Below are 19088 nucleotides of genomic sequence, written 5' to 3'. Positions count from 1 at the left end.
CCCGATGGAGGATGGTAGGGAAGGGGAGCGCATACTGCGGGTCACGCGCCCTGGTGCATCTCCGGCCGCCGCAGGCTGCTGATCATGGACACCTTCAACAGGTACTCCCTGGCCAGTTGCCCGTCGCCGGCCGTGCGGGTCATTTCTTCGCGCCAGGTCTTCTGCCGCGCCTCGTCCCGCGTCTCCAGGTTGTTCTTGTTGGCGATGGTGATCTTGTTCACGTAGTCGAGCGCCACGGGCCGCCGTTCCGCCTCGTACCTGTCCAGCAGGGCCTCGCCGGCCTGCCCCAGGCAGACGCGGGCCAGCTTGTCGGCAAGATTGAAAGCATCATGTATGCCACCGTTCATGCCCATGCCGCCCAGCGGATTGTTCAGGTGGGCCGCGTCGCCCGCCAGGAAGGCCCGGCCCACCCGGTATCGCGGCGCCACGCGCTGGTGCACGGAATAGATGGTGCGGTGCTCGATGGCGTAGCCGGCCGGGTTCGGGTGCACGCATTGCAGGCGGCGCTGGATGCTGGCGTCCGACAGGATGTCGGCATCTGTCTCGTCCGCGCCCACCGGCAGCATCACGCGCCAGAGGCCGGGCACGCGCAAGAGGAAGAACCACTGCTCGGGATCGGCGAAGTAGCTGACTTCGGCCAGGCCGGGGATGACGTCGGCGAAATCGAACGGGGTGCTGGCCACCAGGAAGCGTTCGGTCCAGGTGAAGCCTTCCAGCACCACGCCCAGCAGGTCGCGCACCGCGCTGCGGCCGCCGTCGGCGCCGATCAGCCAGGTGCCGCGTTCCGTCGTCGTGGCGCCGTCGGCGCCCTGGAGCGTAAGCGTGACGCCGTCCGCATCCTGCCGGACGTGGGTCGCGCGCGCGTCGAAGCGGACCTCGGCATGCGGGATGCGCGCCAGGCGCTCGACCAGCAGGCCGTTCAGCTTGAACTGCTCGCACTGGAGGCGATAGGGGTGCGCGGTCTCGTCGCCGATGGCGCCGAAGTTGAACTCTGCCACCCAGCCCTGGCGGTCGCGGTACTGCATGCGCGGGGCCACCAGGCCCATGTTGATGAGTAATTTCGAAATGTCCAGGCGAGCGAGCAGGTCCAGCGTGGAAGGCTGGAAGGTCGAGGCGCGCAAGGTCTGCGGCAGGCTGGCCTCGGCCTCGAACACCGTCACGGGGATGCCGGCATCCGCCAGCACGTTGGCGGCCACCAGGCCCACGGGGCCGGCGCCGGCGATCAGGACTCGTTCGTTGTTTGCGGTCATGGCATGCAGGAATGTGGAGGAACGGGACACATCCTAGGAGTCTTGTCCGCGGTCCGACAAACGATTTATTCTGGAGACATCTTGAGTTTTTGGAATGACCCAATGCGACGCAGGCTGCCCAGCATCGGTGCGTTGACCGCCTTCGACGCGGCGGCGCGCCACCTCAGCATCACCCGCGCGGCGGCCGAGCTGTCACTGACCGAAAGCGCCGTGTCGCGCCAGATCTCGCTGTTGGAGGAACAACTCGGCGTGCGGCTGTTCCACCGCATCAAGAAGCGCATCTCGCTCACGCGTGCGGGAGCCATGTATGGCGAGCGGGTGATGCAGACCATCGAACGCATCGAGCGCGATACGCAGGAAGTCATGGGGCACGAGGGAGGCGGCGTGGTGCTCGAGATCGCCGCGCTGCCGACCGTGGGATCGCAATGGCTGGTGCCCAGGCTGGCCTCGTTCTACGACGACCAGCCCGGGGCCACCGTGCACGTCAGCGCGCGCAGCACGCGCTTCTTCTTTAGCGAAAGCGCGCTGGACGGCGCCCTGTATTTCGGCGCGCCCGACTGGCCCGGCGCGGGGATCGACCACTTGTTCGACGAGGTGCTGCTGCCGGTGGGCAGCCCGGCATTGCTGCGGGGCGCCGCCGCGCCCGGTCCGCGAGACATCGTAGGCTGCCGGCTGCTGCACCTGATGACCCGCCCCGAGGCCTGGCGCCACTGGTGCTCGGCGGCTGGCCTGCCCGACGTCAACGTCATGCGGGGGCCGCGCTTCGAGATCCAGTCCATGCTGATCAGCGCCGCCTGCGCCGGCCTGGGCGTGGCGCTGCTGCCGCGTTTCCTGATCGGCGACCAACTGCGCTCGGGCAAGCTCAAGGTGTTGTCGGACCTGGCCGTGCGCAGCGAAGGCGCCTATTACTTCGCCTATCCGGTCGAGAACGCCGGCGACCCGGTGCTGGCGGATTTTCGCGCCTGGCTGCAGGCGCAGACCGCATCCCTCAGGACGCGGACACGGGCAGGCGGTACCGCTCCAGCCGCTCGCGGTCTATCCAGTCGTCCACGCAAGGGGACGGCGGCAGCGCCACGCGGCCGCGCCGGATGACGGGTTCGGCCGGCACGACCTGCTCGGCCAGGGTCAGGAAGAAAGTCTGTTCCGCGGCGAAGGCGCAGTCGGCGGCAGGCACGGCCGCGGCTTGTTGCAGGTTGATCAGGGTACCGAGCGCGCTTTCCGCATAGATGCCGGTGGCGATCCGGGCTCCGTACTTGCGCGCCAGGACGCCGATGGCCAGCGTCTCGGTCATGCCTATGCGCCCGGGCTTGGCGCTGAGCGAGCGCGCGCCCCGTTCCAGGAACAGCGCGGCGTCGGCGACCGTGGCGCAGGGGCTGTCCACCAGGATGGGCAGGGCGGTGCCCCGCTGCAAGGCCTCGAAATGGGCATCCGGGCGCAGCGGGCAGGGATCTTCCGCGGTCTCGACCCCTTCGTCCTCGAGCAGGCGCAGGTAGGCCGCGGCCTCGTCCGGCGCGTACGCCGAGTTGGCGTCCACGTTGAAGACCGCGCCGTCGCCCACGGCCCGCCGTATGGCGCGCAGCGCCCGCCGGTCGACGTCCATCCCCTGTCCGCCCTTGATCTTGAACGCGCGGATGCCATGGCGCTCTGCCGCGCCCGCGGCTTCGCGGGCCATGACCTCCGGAGGCTGGCGGGTCACGGTCCAGGTCACCTCGACCTCGGGCGTGCCGCCCCAGAATTGCCACAGCGGCTGCCCGGCGCGGGCGGCGCGCAGCATCCAGCAGGCGGTCTCCAGCATGCCCTTGGCCAGTCGATTCTCCGGCAGGGGAGCCAGCGCCTGGCGCAGCGCGGCCGGGTCGGATACGTCCAGGCCCGCCGCCGCAGGCATCACCAGGTCGCGGAAGGCCGCGGCCAGCGAGGCCGGCGAGACGCCGGACCAGGTCGCCTTGACCGTGCCTTCGGCCATGCCGGCCAGGCCGTCGTCCGACTCGATGCGCAGCAGGGCGTAGACGCCGGCGTCCTCGATCGCGTTGGCCCAGACCACCTGGCGGCGATAGGCCAGGCGGTAGAAGTCCAGCGACCAGCGGGCGATCTTCATGGCGGGGGGTCAGCCCATCGTGATGTTGGCTTTCTTGATCAGCTTGCGCCAGGTTTCCATCTCGCGCTCGACGTGGGTCCGGAACTCGTCAGGCGTGGTGCCCAGCATCTCGACCCCCTGGGACTTGAAGTGCTCCTTGAAGTCGGCCGATTGCACGATCTTGTTCAACTCGCGATTGAGCTTGTCGACGATGGGCTTGGGCGTGCCGGCCGGCGCGACATAGCCCCACCAGCCCGAGGCATCGTAGCCGGGCAGGGTTTCGGCGATGGTGGGCACGTTGGGCAGCACCGACATGCGTTCCTTGCCCGTGACGGCAATCGCCTTCACGCGGCCGGGCTGCAGGTAGGCCATCGCGCCCGTATAGGTGCTGAACGTCAGTTGCACCTGTCCGCTGGCGACGTCGTTCAGGCCTTGCGCCAGGCCCTTGTAGGGAATGTGCATCAGGTCGATCTGGGCCATGTCCTTGAGCAGCTCGCCCATCAGGTGGGCGCTGCCGCCGTTGCCGGTCGAGGCGTACGAGATCTTGCCCGGTTGCGACTTGGCCAGCGCGATCAGCTCGGGGAGCGTGTTGGCGGGCAGGCTGGGGGTGGCGGTCATCACGTAGGGCGAGGTTCCCACCAGGGTGATGAAGCTGAAGCTCTTGATGGAGTCGTAGGGCAGCTTGGGAACCAGGCTCGGATTGATCGAGTGCGAGGCTGCCGTCTGCAGCAGCGTGTAGCCGTCGGGTTCGGCGCGTGCGACGTATTCGGTGCCGATGACGGTGCCGCCGCCGGGTTTGTTCTCCACGACGACCGATTGCTTGAGCGCTTCGGACAACTGCTGCGCGATGCGGCGCGCCAGTACGTCATTGATCGCGCCCGGCGTGTAGGGAACGATGATGCGTATCGGCCGCGACGGATAATTGGCCGCGGATTCGCTTTGCGCCCATGCGGGCAGCGTCGTCGCCAAGGCAGCCGCGACGGCTCCCAGCCGGAGGGCGAAACGGGTCTTCATGCTGTCTCCTCGATGGCGGCTGTCCGGAGGACTTCTCGTCCTTGCCGGGGAAAAGCCAGATTGTTGCTTAAATCAACTATGGATTTTATCAACTATACCGTAACAAGTTGCCGCTTTCAACGATGGCGCGCTGGGGAAAACCCCGGGCGCGCCGCTCGCTTCATTCATTCGTAGGACAGGGTGTCGAACAGCGCTTGCAAGGCCGCCGGCGGCGTGCCGGCGCCCAGCGCCAGCATCAGCGCGATGCGCGCCTTGTACGGGTCCAGGCCGGCGGCCTGGATGAAATCGCCGGTGCCCGGATGTGCCACCCGGCCGGCGCCGGTACGGGTGGCGCGCACGATCGCCAGGCCGCGGCGGCCGGCCTCGCGCAACAGCGGCTCGATGCGGCCGCTGATGGAACCGTTGCCGTAGCCGGCCCAGACCAGCCCGCGCGCGCCGGCGCGCAGCACCGCATCGACCATCGAGGTGGAGATGCCGGGGTAGTCGAACAGGATGTCCACGGGCGCCAGCGGCGTGTCCGGCGGGAAACGCGGCGGGCGGCGGCGGGGCGGCGAGAGCCAGCCCACGTAGCCATCCTGGACGAAGCCGGCGGCGCCGGCTTCCCCGCTATCGAAGGCGTCCACGCGATGCGTGTGCGCCTTGCGCAGATGGCGGGCGTGGTGGACCCGGCCGTTCAGGACGGCAACGACGCCGTGCCGCGCCGCCCACGGGCACGCCGCCACCTGCACGGCCTGCAGCAGGTTCATGGGACCGTCGGCGGAGATCGCGGTGGCGGGGCGCATGGCGCCGGTGATGACCAGCGGCTTGGCCAGGGCCAGGGTCAGGTGCAGGAACCAGGCCGTCTCCTCCAGGGTGTCGGTGCCGTGGGTCAGCACCACGCCGTCGACGCCGGGGTCCGACTGTGCCTGCGCCAGTTCCCGCGCCAGCATTTGCCATAACTCGGGCAGCGCGTCCTTGCTGTCCAGCGAAGCCAGTTGCCGCGCATCCAGGCGGATGTCGTCCTGAAGGGGAAGGGCGGCCAGCAGCGCGGCGGCCGGAAGGGCGCCGGCGCGGTAGCCGCTGGTGTCCCGCGGCGATGGCGCGGCGCCGGCGATGGTGCCGCCGGTGGCCACGATGCGCACGGAGGCGGGTCGGCGCGTCATGCGGCCTCCGCGGAGTATGCTCGCGTGGGGACGCGCAGTCGCGCCCCCCTGCCAGGACTATCCGTATGCACGATGCGACACACCGCCTGCTGGCCGCGCTCAGGATGCGCCAGCTCGAACTCATCAGTACCCTGGCCGATGCCGGCAACATGCGGGCGGCGGGCCAGCGGCTGCATCTGAGCACGGCCGCGGTCAGCAAGGGGCTGCGCGAAGTGGAGGCGCTGTTCGGCACGGCCATCTTCCATCGCCTGCCGCGCGGCGTGGTCACGACCGCGGCCGGCGACCTGATCGTCCAGCGTGCGCGGGTGCTGCTGGGCGAGGTGGCCCAGCTGGCGGACGAACTGGCCGCGCATGGCATGCCGGCCGACCAGGGCATGCGGCTGGGCGCGCCGCCCTTCATCGCCTGGACGCTGGTGCCCAGGCTGCTGCGTGATCTGGCGGCCCATGGGGGCCTGCCGCCCGTGCGCATCGTCGAGGGCCGGCTGGCCGACATGTGCCAGAAGCTGGAGGCCGGCGACCTCGACGTGCTGGTCACGATGAACACGCCGTCCGAGCTTGGCGGGCTGAGGCCGGACGGTTTCGTCATCGAGCAGATAGGAGTCGAGGAGTGGACCGTGGTGTGCGCGCCCAAGCATCCGCTGGCCGCGGACCGCCGGCGGCGCCACGCGTGGCGGTCGTTGCGCGACGAAGCGTGGATCCTGCCGCCCCGGCCGACCAATGCCCGCATGATGGTCGAGCAGGTCATGCTGCAGCACGGCCTGGCGCCCATCGTGCCTCGCATCGAATCCACCAATGCCATCACCAACCTGCAACTGGCCGAACAGGCGCTGGGCGTGACCCTGGCGGCGCGTTGCGTGATCGAGGATCGCCTGCGGCGCGGCACCCTGGTGGAGATCGGCATGGAAGACCTGCCCGCGCCGGTACCGATCGCGATGGTCTACCGCTTCAGCGGCGCTCATCGCGGGGGCGTGTCGGCGCTGCGCGAGGCGGCGCAGCGGCTGCGCAGCGCGGCCACGCCGCCCGAGGCCAGTCCCAGTTCGTCCACCAGGAAGTTCTCGGCCCGGAAGTCGCGCGCATAGACGGATTCCAGGATGTCGATGCAGGCCGACAGCAGCGGCGTGTCCACGCCCGCGGCCCGGGCCAGCGCTTCCTGGAACACCAGCCCGAAGGGGGCGTCCTCCAGCACGTAGCGGTGGTCCAGGCGGGCGGGGCCCGATGGACCCATGCCGCGCGCCTGGATGGCCGCGGCCATCTCGTGCAGCGGCCCGGCCTCGATATGGTAGGACCGGCTGTAATGCTCGGCCAGCGTGGGAAGGGCGAAGCCCAGCGCCGCGGCGGTGGCCAGGCGTTCCCGATCGAGCCCTTCGGCCAGGCGGCCGACCACCGGCGTGAAGCAGCCGAACAGCGGCCAGTCCTCGCCCCGGTCCATGCGGGTCAGGTTGGGGATGACCTCGGCGGCGTGGGCGATGGGGTTGATGTTGGCCAGCGTCGGCGCCAGCAGGTCGCCGGCGTCGACGAAGCGCTCGCCCAGCAAGGCGGCGCAAAGCGCCAGGATGCGGCCGCCATCTCCGGTCGAGGCCATGTCGATGCGATGGCGCAGCGGATTCGCGTGCAGCCGGCCGTCGGGCAGGAAGTGGGCGGTCGTGGGCGTCGTGGCCCAGCCCGCGGCATGCAGCTCGCAGCCGCGCCGCGCCGCGCGCTCGCGCAGCCAGAGCGGCGCCAGGCTGAGCGCGCCGCTGACGATGACGGTCTGGCCGTCGCGCCACAGCGGTGCCAGCCGTCCCAGCACGTCGGCATAGGCGTTGCCCGGCAGGCAGACGATGACGGTATCGAACCCGGCCAGCCGTTCAGGCGCGGCCAGCAGCTCGATCTCCACGTCGCCGTCCAGGGCGCCGGTGCAGGCGATGCGCGCCATGCCGCCGCGGCGTTCGAGCCGCGATGCGGTGGGAGACCACAGGAAGGGACGGTGTCCGTGACGAAGCAGATAGGCTGCGGTGGCGCAGCCGATGGGCCCGGCGCCGACGACTGCGACGTCGAGCGCGGGGTGGGAATGCGAGGCCATCCTAGTCCAGGGAGATGTGGCGTTCGCGGATGATGCGGGCCCACTTGGCGCTTTCCGCGGCCGCGGCGCGGCGAAGCTCGTCGGGCGAACTGTCGACGATCTCCACGCCCTGCCGGCGCAGCTTGTCGCGCAGGTCGCTGCCCGCCAGCACCTTGTGCACGGCCTGGTGCAGGCGGTCGATGACCGGGCGCGGCGTTCCCGCGGGCGCGAACAGCGCGAAGTTGGTCGTCGACTCGAAGCTGGGCACGCCCGATTCGCCCACGGTGGGAACCTCGGGCAGCAAGGGCGAGCGGGCGGTGCCCGTCACGGCGATGGCCTTCAGGCGGCCGGCGGAAGCGAAGGGCAGGGCGACGCCCAGGTCCAGGAAGGCCGCGTCGACTTCTCCGGCGGCCACCGCGTTGTTGGCCGGACCGCCGCCCTTGTAGGGGACATGCGTCATGGAAATGCCCGTCAGGCTCATGAACAGCTCGGCCGCCAGGTGGCTGGTCGAGCCGTTGCCGCCCGAGGCGACGTTCAGGCGGCCGGGCTGCTTGCGGGCCAGGGCCAGCAATTCCTTCACGCCGCCGGCCTCCAGCGTGGGGCGTACCGCCAGGATGAGCGGGCTCGAGGCCAGCAGCGAGATCGGGGCGAGGTCGCGTTCGTGCCGGTACGGCAGCGATTTGTACAGGTGCTCGGCGATGGCGTAGGTGCTGTTGGTGGCCAGGATCAGCGTGTAGCCGTCGGCCGGGGCAGCCGCCACCTGGGCGTGGCCGATCGTGCCGTTGGCGCCGGGCCGGTTGTCCACCACCACCTGCTGGCCGAGCTGCTGGCTCAGTTCCGTGGAAACCATGCGGGCCAGCAGATCGGTCGCGCCGCCGGGCGACCACCCGACCACCATCTTGACGGGACGGGAGGGATAAGCGCCGGATTGCGCGTGGGCGGCCGGGGCAAGGGCGATGGCCAGCGCGGCCCATAGGCTTATGGCGGGTAAGGTTTTCATCGAAGGGAGTCCGGGGTGAAGGGTACGATGAGTGTATTGAGCGCCTGTCCGCCTGACGAGCGACGTCTTTTCAAGCCTCGTCAACCTTCGGTTAACGCAGCGTGGCCACCGCCCGCTTTCCCGCCGGGCGCATTCCTTGCACGAGAACGAAATGACCGCACTGTCCGTACTGGATCTGTCACCCATCTGCGCCGGCGGCACCGCCGCCGACGCGTTCCGCAACACCCTCGACCTGGCCCAGCATGCCGAACGCTGGGGCTATCGCCGCTACTGGCTGGCCGAGCATCACAACATGCCCGGCATCGCCAGCGCCGCAACGGCCCTCGTGATTTCCCACGTGGCCGCCGGGACGCGGCACATGCGGGTGGGCGCGGGCGGCGTCATGCTGCCCAACCATGCGCCGCTGGTCATCGCCGAACAGTTCGGCACGCTGGCCTCGCTATACCCGGGCCGCATCGACCTCGGCCTGGGCCGCGCGCCCGGCTCGGACCAGGCCACCGCCCGCGCGCTGCGCCGGGGGCAGGGCGATACCGCCGACCGCTTTCCCCAGGACGTGGCCGAGCTGCAGCACTATTTCCGGGCGCCGAGCCCGGGGCAGGCGGTGCAGGCCGTGCCCGGCGGCGGTCTGGACGTGCCGCTGTGGCTGCTCGGATCCAGTCTTTTCAGCGCGCAGCTGGCGGCGCAGATGGGGCTGCCCTTCGCCTTCGCCTCGCACTTCGCGCCGGGCTACCTCACGGCGGCGCTGGACCTCTACCGCACGCGCTTCCAGCCTTCCGAGGCCTTGCGCCAACCCTATGTGATGCTGGGCATCAACGTGTTCGCCGCGGACACCCGGGACGAGGCGCGCCGCCTGTTCACGTCGCTGCAACTGCAATTCGTCAACCTGATCCGGGGGACGCCCGGCAAGCTGAACGCCCCCGTGGACAACATCGAGGAGATCTGGAGCGGGGCCGAGAAAGCGCACATCGAGCGCTCGCTGTCCTGCGCGGTGGTGGGAACGCCGGAGGACGTCGAGGCCGGACTGGACGAGTTCGCGCGCCGGCATGGGGCCGACGAGCTGATGGTGACCGCGCAGGTCTACGACCACGCCGCGCGCCTGCGATCGTTCGAGATCACCGCCGCCGCGGGAGCTCGGCTGGGGTGGATGGAAAACGCGGCGTGAAAGGGTTCAATCGTCCCGCTCGGGCAGGCGCTCGGCCTTCAGCGGCAGCACCCTGCCCAGCCAGAACCCATGCACCAGGTGGTCGCGGCGCGGAAGTCCGGTGTCCGGATGCACCAGTACGTCCAGGCCGCGCCGGTTCAGCATGAGCCAGGGTACGAGCGAGGCGAAGACGGCGGGGTCGAACAGCAACTGGTACATGGCCTGGGTATGCGGGCCGACGGGTACGTCGTGCCAGCGGCCGGCGCGCAGGGGGAAGCGCGCGACGGCTTCCTCGCGCACGATCGCGGCCACGTCGCGGGTGGTGGCGGGGTCGTAGTAGACATGGGCATGGAATGCGCGAATGATGCCGGTGTCGTGGAAGTCTGCCTGCATGGCTTGGGGCCTGGATGGCGGTGCGGACCGCGGTGGTGAACGAAAGAGAGCAAGGCGCGGCGGTTGCCGCGTCCTGTATGAATTCTATGTGACGGAGCGACAAGTGGATCTGGGATTGAAAGGAAAAGTGGCGGTGGTGACGGGCGCGACGGCCGGCATAGGCCTGGCGTCCGCGCTGAAATTCGTGGAAGAGGGCGCCCGGGTGGCGATCTGCGCCCGCAGCGCGGACAAGCTGGCGGCCACCGTGGAACTGTTGCGCGCCAAGGGCGGCGACGTCTTCGGGCTGGCCACGGACATCTCCAGGCCCGAGGAAATCGAGCGTTTCTTCACGGCCGTGGCGGATCATTTCGGCCGCATCGACATCCTGGTCAACAATGCCGGCACCTCGATGCGCGGCCCGTTCCTGAAGGTCAGCGACGCCGACTGGGATGCCGATCTCGAACTGAAGCTGTACGGGGCGATCCGCTGTTCGCGCCTGGCCGTCCAGCACATGAAGAAACAAGGGGGCGGCCGCATCGTCAACATCTCGACCATAGGCGGCAAGCAGCCCGCCGCCACGTCCATGCCGACCTCGGTCTCCCGCGCGGCCGGACTGGCCCTGACCAAGGCGCTGTCGCGCGAGTTCGCGGCCGACAACATCCTGGTGAACGCCGTCTGCATCGGCAAGATCAAGGCCGGACAGCACGAGCGCGCCGCCGCCTCCAAGGGCCGGGATGCCGACGACCTGTACCGCGAATTCGCTCAGGACATTCCTCTGGGACGGGTGGGCGAAGCCGAGGAAGCCGCCAACGTCATCGTCTTCCTTGCCTCCGGCGCGGCCAGCTATGTGACCGGCTCCAGCGTCAACCTGGACGGCGGAGCCTCCTCGGTTATGTGACGCGGCGCGGACCTTGGTCCGCGGCGGGACTTGCAATCGCCGGCCTACGCCTATATAGTTAGTTCAACTAACTAACTTATTGGGCGCGGCGCCCATGCGTGCGTCCCCGCCAGGATCATGTTGGACCCCACCGGTAACGAATCGATCGACCTGGCCGCGCAATTGCGGCCGGCCATCCTGCGGCTGAACAGGCTCTTGCGGCGCGAGACCCAGACCTTCGGCGTATCGCCGCTCATGGTCATGCTGGTGTCGGCCATCGACAAGGAGCCGGGCATAGGCGTCAACGACCTGGCCAATCGCGAGAACATGCGCGCCGCCAGCATGAGCAACCACATCAAGCAGCTCGAGGCCGCCGGCTACATCCAGCGCGACCAGACCCTGCACGCGGACAAGCGCCGCGTGGGACTGGCCGTGACCCCGGAGGGACGCCGGCTGGTGGCCGAGGTGCGCAAGCGCCGCACCGACTGGCTGGCGGGCCGCATCGCCAAGCTCGATCCCGACGACCGCGCCGCGCTTGGCCGCGCGGCCAAAGCCCTGCAGCACCTTGGGGAGTGAAAGACATGGCCTTGTCCACCAACGATCACTCCCCGTTCATCGCCCGGATCACGCAGCGGCTCGGGCCCATGGTCGTGCCGCTCATCGTCGGCTGCGCGCTGTTCATGCAGATGCTGGACTCCACCGTCATCGCCACGGCCTTGCCCTCGATGGCGCATTCCTTCGGCGAGGATCCGGTCAGGCTCAACGTCGCGATCACCGCCTACCTGCTCAGCGCCGCCGTGTTCGTGCCCATCTGCGGCTGGGCCGCCGACCGGTTCGGCGCGCGCCAGGTGTTCGCCTCCGCCATCGTCCTGTTCACCCTCAGCTCCACGCTGTGCGGCCTGTCGCAGACCCTGGGCCAGATGGTGGCGGGCCGGATGCTGCAGGGGTTCGCCGGCGCGATGATGGTCCCGGTGGGACGCATCGTGCTGCTGCGCACCGTGTCCAAGTCGGAACTGGTGCGCGCCATGTCCTTCCTCAGCATGCCCGCCTTGCTGGGGCCCATCTTCGGGCCGGCCGTGGGAGGCTTCCTGGTCGAATACGGATCCTGGCGCTGGATCTTCTTCATGAACCTGCCCATCGGCGTCCTGGGCGTGATCCTGGCGCTGCGCTACATCCACGATACCGAGGCGGGCCAGCCGCAGCCGCTGGATATCATCGGCTTCCTGCTGACCGCCGTCTGCCTGGGCACGCTGGTGTTCTGCTTCGAGGCCGTGGGCCACGGCGTGCTGTCGACGCCCATGGTGCTGGCGATGCTGGCGCTGGGGGGCGTATGCGGATTGCTGTATGTCAGGCATGCGGGGCGGTCGCCGCATCCCATCCTGGACTTCCGCCTGCTGAAGATCCCGACCTTCTCCATCGCGCTGCTGGGCGGCAACCTTTGCCGGCTGGCGGTCGGCGCCGTGCCCTTCCTGCTGGCCATGCAGCTGCAGGTGGCGTTCGGCATGGGGCCCTTCGCCGCGGGGATGCTGACCTTCGCCGGCGCGCTGGGCGCGCTGATGATGAAGATGAGCGCCAGTCCCATCATCAAGCGCTTCGGATTCCGCCGTACCCTGGTGGTCAACGCCTTCCTGACCGGGGTGTCCATCATCGGCTGCGTGCTGTTCACCTCGGCCACCCCGCACGCCGTCATCATCATCGTGCTGCTGCTGGGCGGTTTCTTCCGGTCGCTACAGCTGACCGGCGTCAATTCGCTCGCCTATGCAGACATCGGCCCCGAGCAGATGGGCCGGGCCACCGGCATGGCCAGCGCGGTCCAGCAACTGGCTATCAGCCTGGGCGTGGCCGTGGCCGCCTTCGCCCTCAAGGTCAGCATGGCCGCGCGCGGCACCTCCACGCTCGATGCCTACGACGTGATCCCCGGCTTCCTGGTCATCGGCATCACGATGATGATGTCCGTGATTTTCTTTCGCCGTCTTTCCGCCAACGCCGGCTCCGCCGTCAGCGGAAGGCGGGAGCCCCCCCCTACGCGCTGACGCGCGCAAGGGAAACCCACCCCCTACCCGCTTGCGCGGGCCCCCTCAAGGGGGCGATGCGGGTGGACCGGCAAAGCCGGATCCACCGCATCCTGGGTCTAGTACCGCTGTCTTGGGTTGTGGCGCCGGTGCTTCGCTGGCTACCAGTGAAGCACCGGTGATTCAGTCCAAGACAGTTTCCCTAGACCCAGGAAACCGCGGATCTGGCTCCGCCAGTCCGCCGGTTTCGCCCCCTGGGGGGCGCCCGAAGGGCGTAGGGGGGGGCTTCGCCTCTACACCATGTTTTTCGGGACGACCCAGGCGTCGAACTGCTCGTTCGTCACGTAGCCCAGGGCCAGCGCGGATTCGCGCAGGGACAGGTTTTCCTTGTGGGCCTTCTTGGCGATCTGGGCGGCCTTGTCGTAGCCGATGTGGGGATTGAGGGCGGTGACGAGCATCAGGGAGCGTTCCACCAGTTCGGCGATGCGGTCGCGGTTGGGTTCCAGGCCGGCCACGCAGTTCTTCTCGAAGCTTTCCATGCCGTCGGCCAGCAGGCGTACCGACTGCAGGAAGTTGTGGATCAGCATGGGCTTGAAGACATTCAGCTCGAAGTTGCCGCTGGCGCCGCCGATGTTGATGGCGACGTCGTTGCCCAGGACCTGGGCGCCGAGCATGGTCAGGGCCTCGGACTGCGTCGGGTTGACCTTGCCGGGCATGATGGAGCTGCCGGGCTCGTTCTCGGGGATGCTGATCTCGCCCAGCCCGGAGCGCGGGCCGCTGGCGAGCCAGCGCACGTCGTTGGCCAGCTTGATCAGGCCGGCCGCCAGGGTCTTGAGGGCCCCGTGCGAGAACAGCAGGCCCTCGTGCGAGGCCAGCGCCTGGAACTTGTTGGGCGCCGACTCGAACGGCAGGCCGGTTTCGCGGGCCAGTTCGGCGGCCACCTTCGCGCCGAATTCCGGATGGGTGTTCAGGCCGGTGCCGACCGCGGTGCCGCCTATGGCCAGCTGCAGCAGGCTGCGCTGGGCATGGCGGATCTGTTCTTCGGCCAGGAGGAGCTGGGCCTCGTGGCCCGACAGTTCCTGCCCCAGGGTCAGGGGCGTGGCATCCTGCAGGTGGGTACGGCCGATCTTGACGATGTCCGCATAGGCCCGAGCCTTGTCCCCCAGCGTCTTGCGCAGCCGCGCCAGGGCGGGCAGCAGGCGGGCGTGGATCTGCAACGCCGCCGCCACGTGCATGGCCGTGGGAAACACGTCGTTGGAGGATTGGCCGCGGTTGACGTGATCGTTGGGATGGACCAGGCGCGCCTCGCCCCGTTCGCCGCCCAGCAGTTCCGAGGCCCGGTTGGCCAGTACCTCGTTGACGTTCATGTTGGTCTGCGTGCCCGAGCCGGTCTGCCAGACGCTAAGCGGGAATTCGTCCGGCCAGCGGCCGGCGATGATTTCGTCGGCCGCCGCCTCGATGGCGTGGGCCGCACGGCCGTCGAGCAGGCCCAGTTCGGCGTTGACGCGGGCGGCGGCGCGCTTGACCTGGGCCAGGGCCGTGATCAGCGGCGCGGGCATCTTCTCGTGCGAGATCGCGAAGAACTGCAGCGATCGCTGGGTCTGGGCGCCCCATAAATGCTGGGCGGGAACGTCGATCGGACCGAAGGTGTCCTTTTCAACTCGGGTTTGCATGTTCATCTCCTTGCCTGCCCGGCCCGGCCTGCGGGCCTGGATGATTCCAGGTTAGCAGAAGCCTTGCGCGCATCGGCTTGTGTCCCTGCAAGCGACTGTGGTAAAGGATGAGCGATGCCAGAACCAGGGAGCTTTTCGTGTTCGAACGAGCCGAGCGGGACCCGTCCATGGACGAGCGGGAGTACGAGCGGCGCGAGCTCGTGCTCAGGACGGAACTGCTCCAACAGCAGTACGAGCTCCTGAAGCAACGCGACCGTGCGGTGCTGATCGTGGTGGCGGGGATCGATGGCGCGGGCAAGGGGTCGGCGATCAACCTGCTCAACGAGTGGATGGACCCGCGCCACATCCGTACCCTGGCCTTCGGCGATCCGAGCGTGGACGAGGCCCAGCGGCCGGCCATGTGGCGCTACTGGAACGCGCTGCCCGCGCTGGGACAGACCGGCATCGTCTTCGGTTCCTGGTATGCGCCGCTTTTCAAGGAGGCGGCGCGCAAGAAGCCCGACATGGACCGCATCGGGGCGATGGCCGCCGAGATCCTGCGCTTCGAGGCCATGCTGGCCAGCGAGCGGGTGCGGATGCTCAAGCTCTGGTATCACCTGTCGCGCGGCGCGCAGATCGCCCGCATCGATGCGCAACTGGCCGACCCCGCCACGGCCTGGCGAGTGTCCGAGGCCGACCTGAAGGTCCGCAAAAAATTCGACCGGCTGCGCACGGCTGGCGAGATCGTGCTGGGCGCCACCGACGCGGCCTATACGCCCTGGCGGGTGGTGCCGAGCGCCGATGCCCGGCTGCGCGCCGTCGAGACCGCTGCGGCGGTATTGCAGGCGATGCGCGAGCCGTTGCCGCGCGCGCCGCGCCGGCCGCCGCTGCAGGCCGCGCGCCATGGTGACCGGTCCAGGGCGATGCTGGAGCCCGCGCCGGGCGGCAGCAAGCTGGACGAGGTCGATTACGAAAGGCAACTGGCCCGCTGGCAGGCGCGCCTGTCGGAGCAGGTCCGCGCCAAGCGCTTTCGCAAGCGCTCGCTGGTGCTGGTGTTCGAGGGCGTGGATGCCGCGGGCAAGGGCGGCGCGATCCGGCGCGTCTCGCACGCGCTGGACGTGCGTGACTTCGATATCGTCCCCATCTCCGCGCCCAGCGACGACGAGCTGGCCCATCCGTATCTGTGGCGGTTCTGGCGCCACCTGCCGCTGCATGGCCGGGTGTGCATCTTCGATCGCTCCTGGTATGGCCGGGTGCTGGTCGAGCGGGTCGAGTCCCTGATCCCGCCCGCCACGTGGCGGCGCGCCTATGACGAGATCAACGATTTCGAGGACCAGTTGCGCCGCGGCGGCGCGGTGGTGCTGAAGTTCTGGCTATCGGTCTCGCGCCAGGAGCAACTGCGCCGCTTCAAGGAGCGCCGCGATTCCCCCTTCAAGAACTTCAAGCTCACGCCGGACGATTGGCGCAACCGGCGCAAGTGGGACGACTACATGTCGGCCGCGCGCGACATGATCGCGCGCACGGACACCGCGCACGCGCCCTGGATCGTGATCGCCGACGACGACAAGCGCACCGCCCGGGTCAAGGTCCTGGAACACATCGTGAAGGCCATGGATGAAGCATAGCCCGCGCCAACCTTCCACGGCGTGGGTGTTGGCCGTCACGCTGGCGATCCAGTCCCTGGCCTCGGCGGCGACCATCGCGCCGGCGGTGGTCGGCCCGGTGGCCACGCGCGAACTCGGCCTGCCCTCGAGCGCCATCGGTTTCTACATGGCCCTGGTCTACCTGGGCGCCATGTTCACCAGCGTGGTCGGCGGCACCCTGGTCAACCGCCTGGGCGCGGTGCGATGCAGCCAGGCGGCCCTGCTGCTGTGCGGCCTGGGCATGGGCCTGCTGTGCAGCGGCGGACCCGCGGCCGCCGCCCTCGGGGCCCTGGTCATCGGCGCCGGGTATGGGCCCATCACGCCATCGAGTTCCTACCTCTTGATGCGCAGCACGCCCGCCCACCGCATGTCGCTGGTGTTCTCGATCAAGCAGACCGGCGTGCCGCTGGGCGGCGTGCTGGCCGCGCTCGTCAGTCCGCAGATCGAGCACGTGCTGGGCTGGCGGTGGGCGCTGGGGGTATGCGCCGCGGCCTGCCTGCTGTGCATGCTGGTCGCGCAGAGCGTGCGGCGCAGCCTGGACGCGCCGGGCGAGGCCGCCGCACCGTGGCGCTGGCAAGACCTGGCGCGGCCGGTCGGACTGGTCTGGCGCACGCCCGCGCTGCGCCTCATGGCCGTGTGTTCGCTGCTGTTCTCCTTCATCCAGCTGGCGATCACCGCCTATCTGGTGACCTACCTGAACCTGTCGCTGGGATGGACCCTGATCGCGGCGGGCGTCATCCTGTCCTTGTCCCAGGTGGCCGGCGTGGCCGGACGGATCCTGTGGGGCATCGTGGCCGATCGCTGGGCCCCGCCACGCAAGGTCCTGGGCGGACTGGCCCTGACGATGGCGGGAAGCTGCGTCGCCACCGCCTGCCTCCAGGCGTCCACGCCATGGATCCTGGTGGCCGCCGTCGCCGTCGTGTTCGGCGCTTCAGCGATAGGCTGGAACGGTGTGTTCCTGGCCGAGGTCGCTCGGCGCTCGCCGGCGGGCCAGGCCGGCGCGGCCACGGGCGGGACGCTGCTGTTCACCTATTTCGGGGTGCTCGTGGGCCAACCCCTGTTCAGCTACGTGGCATCGCTGGCGGGCGAGGCCGGCCAGCCCGGCTATGCCTGGGCATACGGGCTGCTGGTGATTCCCGCGCTGTTCTGCGCCAGCTGGCTGTTACGCGCGCGGGGCTAGCGGACCTGGGCGATGACGTGGGCCACGGCCGCGGTCAGCTTCTTCACGTAGGGAATGTGCAGGAACTCGTTGGGTCCGTGGGCGTTGGACCGGGGGCCCAGCACGCCGGTGATCAGGAACTGGGCCTCGGGGAATTTCGCGCCCAGCATGCCCATGAAGGGTATGGTGCCGCCTTCGCCTATCCACGCCGTGCCCTGCCCGAAGGCCGACTGCGAGGCCGCGTCCAGGGCGCGTGCGAGCCAGGGCGCGGTCGGCGGCGCGTTCCAGCCGCCGGCGCCGCCCTCGCTTTCGAACCGGACCCGGGCCTGGTAGGGAGGGTCCTGCTCCAGCGCGGCCTTCATCGCCCGCGTCGCGCAGTCGGCGTCCACCGTGGGCGGCAGGCGCATGCTGAGCTTGAGCGAGGTCTTGGGGCGCAACACGTTGCCCGCGGCGTCGATGGACGGCAGGCCGGCCGCGCCGGTGACGGACAGCGCCGGCCGCCAGGTGCGGTTCAGGATGCCCTCGACCGGGTCGGTGGTGGTGGGCAGGGCATGGGTGTGGCCGTCGGCGCCGTGCGAGCATCCTACCCAGGGAAACTGCTTCCACACCTGGTCGCCCAGGATGGCGCCGGCGGTACGGGCCTGGGCCAGGCGTTCCCCGGGGATGGCGGCATGCAGTTCAGGCAGCAGCACGCGGCCGGTGGCCGGGTCGTCGATCCGGTTGAGCAGCTGGCGCGCGATCCGGAACGACGAGGGCACCAGGCCGCTGGCCATGCCCGAATGGACGCCCTCGTCCAGGATCTCGACCGTCAGCACGCCGCCGGTCAGTCCGCGCAACGAGGTCGTCACCCACAGTTGCTCGTAGTTGCCGCAACCCGAGTCCAGGCCCACCACCAGCGTCGGCGGACCGATGCGCGGGGCGAGCAGGTCCAGGTAGGCGGGCAGGTCATAGCTGCCGCTTTCCTCGCAGGTCTCGATCAGCCCCACGCAGCGGGGGCGGGGTATGTCCTGGGCGTCCATCGCGGCCAGCGTGGCCAGGGCGGCATAGACGGCGTAGCCGTCGTCCGCGCTGCCGCGACCGTACAGCTTGCCGTCCTCGATCTTCGGCGTCCACGGACCCAGGTCCTGGCGCCAGCCGGTCATCTCGGGCTGCTTGTCCAGGTGGCCGTAGAACAGCACGGTGCGGTCGCCCCCCAGGCCCTGGGTGGCCGGCGCCTCGAAATACAGGCAGGGCGTGCGGCCCGGGATGGCGACGATCTCGACCTGCAGCCCCGTGACCGGCTGAGCGCGCGCCCACTTCGCCGCCGCGTCCACCACCGCGGCCAGGTGACCGTGCTCGGCCCAATTGGGATCGAACATGGGCGACTTGGCGGGCACGCGCACGTAGTCGGCCAAGAGGGGGATCAGTTCATCGTCATAGCGGCGCGCCAGCACCGCGGCGAGGTCGGACAGGTCCATGAGGGGCTCCCGGGTCAGCCTCCAGTGTAGAACTTGTAGCCGGAGAAGGCAGCCTGCGGATCGCTTGCAAGATTTACATGTAATTCTTACCTGAGGCGGGACAGGGCACCGTGCAAATCTTATAAGAGACCCCCCGATTACCCAGTGCAACAGGCTTTTCAAAGGGCAAGCGCGGCATGGTACGGAATGTGCTCGTCATCCGGCACGACGTCCAACGCGTCGAACAGAGCCCGCCGTCAGCGGGACGCGTCTTT

At 69.3% G+C, this 19088-nt stretch carries 16 protein-coding genes and 1 pseudogene; 8 read left to right on the top strand and 9 right to left on the bottom strand.

Translation table 11 applies throughout. The features are described 5' to 3' along the window. Window positions 1-41: 41 nt before the first annotated feature. Window positions 42-1250 (bottom strand): FAD-dependent monooxygenase, encoded by a 1209-nt coding sequence (locus N5K27_RS16080; protein ID WP_279817515.1) that lies wholly within the window; start codon window positions 1248-1250, stop codon window positions 42-44. A 102-nt stretch (window positions 1251-1352) separates the two neighbouring features. On the opposite strand from N5K27_RS16080, the gene N5K27_RS16075 reads away from it, so the two are divergent. Next, complete coding sequence (locus N5K27_RS16075) at window positions 1353-2342, top strand: LysR substrate-binding domain-containing protein (protein ID WP_087837783.1); 990 nt, start codon at window positions 1353-1355, stop codon at window positions 2340-2342. Here the strand turns inward: N5K27_RS16075 and N5K27_RS16070 are convergent. The 3 genes from N5K27_RS16070 to N5K27_RS16060 form a co-directional block, all read right to left on the bottom strand. Then, entirely contained in the window at window positions 2239-3345 is a 1107-nt protein-coding gene (locus tag N5K27_RS16070) for a mandelate racemase/muconate lactonizing enzyme family protein (protein ID WP_279817512.1), read from the bottom strand. The genes N5K27_RS16075 and N5K27_RS16070 overlap by 104 nt on opposite strands. 9 nt (window positions 3346-3354) lie before the next feature. After that, on the bottom strand, window positions 3355-4338 hold the full coding sequence (locus N5K27_RS16065; protein WP_087837781.1) for a tripartite tricarboxylate transporter substrate binding protein: 984 nt from the start codon (window positions 4336-4338) through the stop codon (window positions 3355-3357). A 164-nt stretch (window positions 4339-4502) separates the two neighbouring features. Beyond that, complete coding sequence (locus N5K27_RS16060; protein ID WP_279817509.1) at window positions 4503-5480, bottom strand: asparaginase; 978 nt, start codon at window positions 5478-5480, stop codon at window positions 4503-4505. Between N5K27_RS16060 and N5K27_RS16055 the strand changes: the two are divergent. Beyond that, window positions 5414-6415, top strand: a pseudogene (locus tag N5K27_RS16055) (LysR family transcriptional regulator); the annotation flags it as partial. The gene N5K27_RS16060 and the pseudogene N5K27_RS16055 overlap by 67 nt on opposite strands. 20 nt (window positions 6416-6435) lie before the next feature. Here N5K27_RS16055 and N5K27_RS16050 read toward each other — a convergent pair. Both N5K27_RS16050 and N5K27_RS16045 read right to left on the bottom strand, forming a co-directional pair. Further along, complete coding sequence (locus tag N5K27_RS16050; protein ID WP_279817508.1) at window positions 6436-7542, bottom strand: NAD/NADP octopine/nopaline dehydrogenase family protein; 1107 nt, start codon at window positions 7540-7542, stop codon at window positions 6436-6438. Between the two features lies 1 nt (window position 7543). Next, on the bottom strand, window positions 7544-8521 hold the full coding sequence (locus tag N5K27_RS16045; RefSeq protein ID WP_165963176.1) for a tripartite tricarboxylate transporter substrate binding protein: 978 nt from the start codon (window positions 8519-8521) through the stop codon (window positions 7544-7546). A 151-nt stretch (window positions 8522-8672) separates the two neighbouring features. Between N5K27_RS16045 and N5K27_RS16040 the strand changes: the two genes are divergently transcribed. Continuing rightward, window positions 8673-9683 carry an LLM class flavin-dependent oxidoreductase gene (locus N5K27_RS16040; protein ID WP_279817505.1) on the top strand — a complete coding sequence of 337 codons (1011 nt, stop codon included), beginning with the start codon at window positions 8673-8675 and terminating at the stop codon, window positions 9681-9683. Window positions 9684-9689: 6 nt separating this feature from the next. Here N5K27_RS16040 and N5K27_RS16035 read toward each other — a convergent pair whose 3' ends face one another. Then, window positions 9690-10055 (bottom strand): DOPA 4,5-dioxygenase family protein, encoded by a 366-nt coding sequence (locus tag N5K27_RS16035; RefSeq protein WP_087837777.1) that lies wholly within the window; start codon window positions 10053-10055, stop codon window positions 9690-9692. Window positions 10056-10158: 103 nt separating this feature from the next. Here N5K27_RS16035 and N5K27_RS16030 point away from each other — a divergent pair, with 103 nt between their 5' ends. From N5K27_RS16030 to N5K27_RS16020, 3 genes are all read left to right on the top strand, one after another. Continuing rightward, window positions 10159-10932: an SDR family oxidoreductase gene (locus N5K27_RS16030; protein WP_087837776.1), complete on the top strand. Its 774-nt coding sequence runs from the start codon at window positions 10159-10161 to the stop codon at window positions 10930-10932. A gap of 117 nt (window positions 10933-11049) precedes the next feature. Next, a complete protein-coding gene (locus N5K27_RS16025) occupies window positions 11050-11487 on the top strand; it encodes a MarR family transcriptional regulator (protein ID WP_087837775.1) in 438 nt (145 codons plus the stop codon). A 68-nt stretch (window positions 11488-11555) separates the two neighbouring features. After that, window positions 11556-12944 carry a DHA2 family efflux MFS transporter permease subunit gene (locus N5K27_RS16020; protein WP_279817566.1) on the top strand — a complete coding sequence of 463 codons (1389 nt, stop codon included), beginning with the start codon at window positions 11556-11558 and terminating at the stop codon, window positions 12942-12944. 272 nt (window positions 12945-13216) lie between these two features. Here the strand turns inward: N5K27_RS16020 and fumC are convergent, their stop codons facing one another. Beyond that, on the bottom strand, window positions 13217-14596 hold the full coding sequence (gene fumC, locus N5K27_RS16015; RefSeq protein WP_087837971.1) for a class II fumarate hydratase: 1380 nt from the start codon (window positions 14594-14596) through the stop codon (window positions 13217-13219). 137 nt (window positions 14597-14733) lie between these two features. Between fumC and pap the strand changes: the two genes are divergently transcribed. Both pap and N5K27_RS16005 read left to right on the top strand, forming a co-directional pair. Further along, window positions 14734-16200, top strand: a complete 1467-nt coding sequence (pap, locus tag N5K27_RS16010) for a polyphosphate:AMP phosphotransferase (protein WP_087837773.1) — start codon at window positions 14734-14736, stop codon at window positions 16198-16200. Next, window positions 16190-17398, top strand: coding sequence for an MFS transporter (locus N5K27_RS16005; protein WP_087837772.1), 1209 nt, complete (start codon window positions 16190-16192; stop codon window positions 17396-17398). Before pap ends, N5K27_RS16005 begins: the two co-directional genes overlap by 11 nt. Here the strand turns inward: N5K27_RS16005 and N5K27_RS16000 are convergent. Beyond that, window positions 17395-18834 (bottom strand): M20 family metallopeptidase, encoded by a 1440-nt coding sequence (locus tag N5K27_RS16000; protein ID WP_279817503.1) that lies wholly within the window; start codon window positions 18832-18834, stop codon window positions 17395-17397. The genes N5K27_RS16005 and N5K27_RS16000 overlap by 4 nt on opposite strands. Between the last annotated feature and the right edge of the window lie 254 nt (window positions 18835-19088).

Source organism: Pigmentiphaga sp. GD03639, assembly GCF_029845405.1.
GTDB classification, from domain to species: domain Bacteria; phylum Pseudomonadota; class Gammaproteobacteria; order Burkholderiales; family Burkholderiaceae_B; genus Pigmentiphaga; species Pigmentiphaga daeguensis.
Note: the sequence above shows the minus strand (reverse complement) of the source record. Positions and strands in the feature narration are given on the sequence as shown.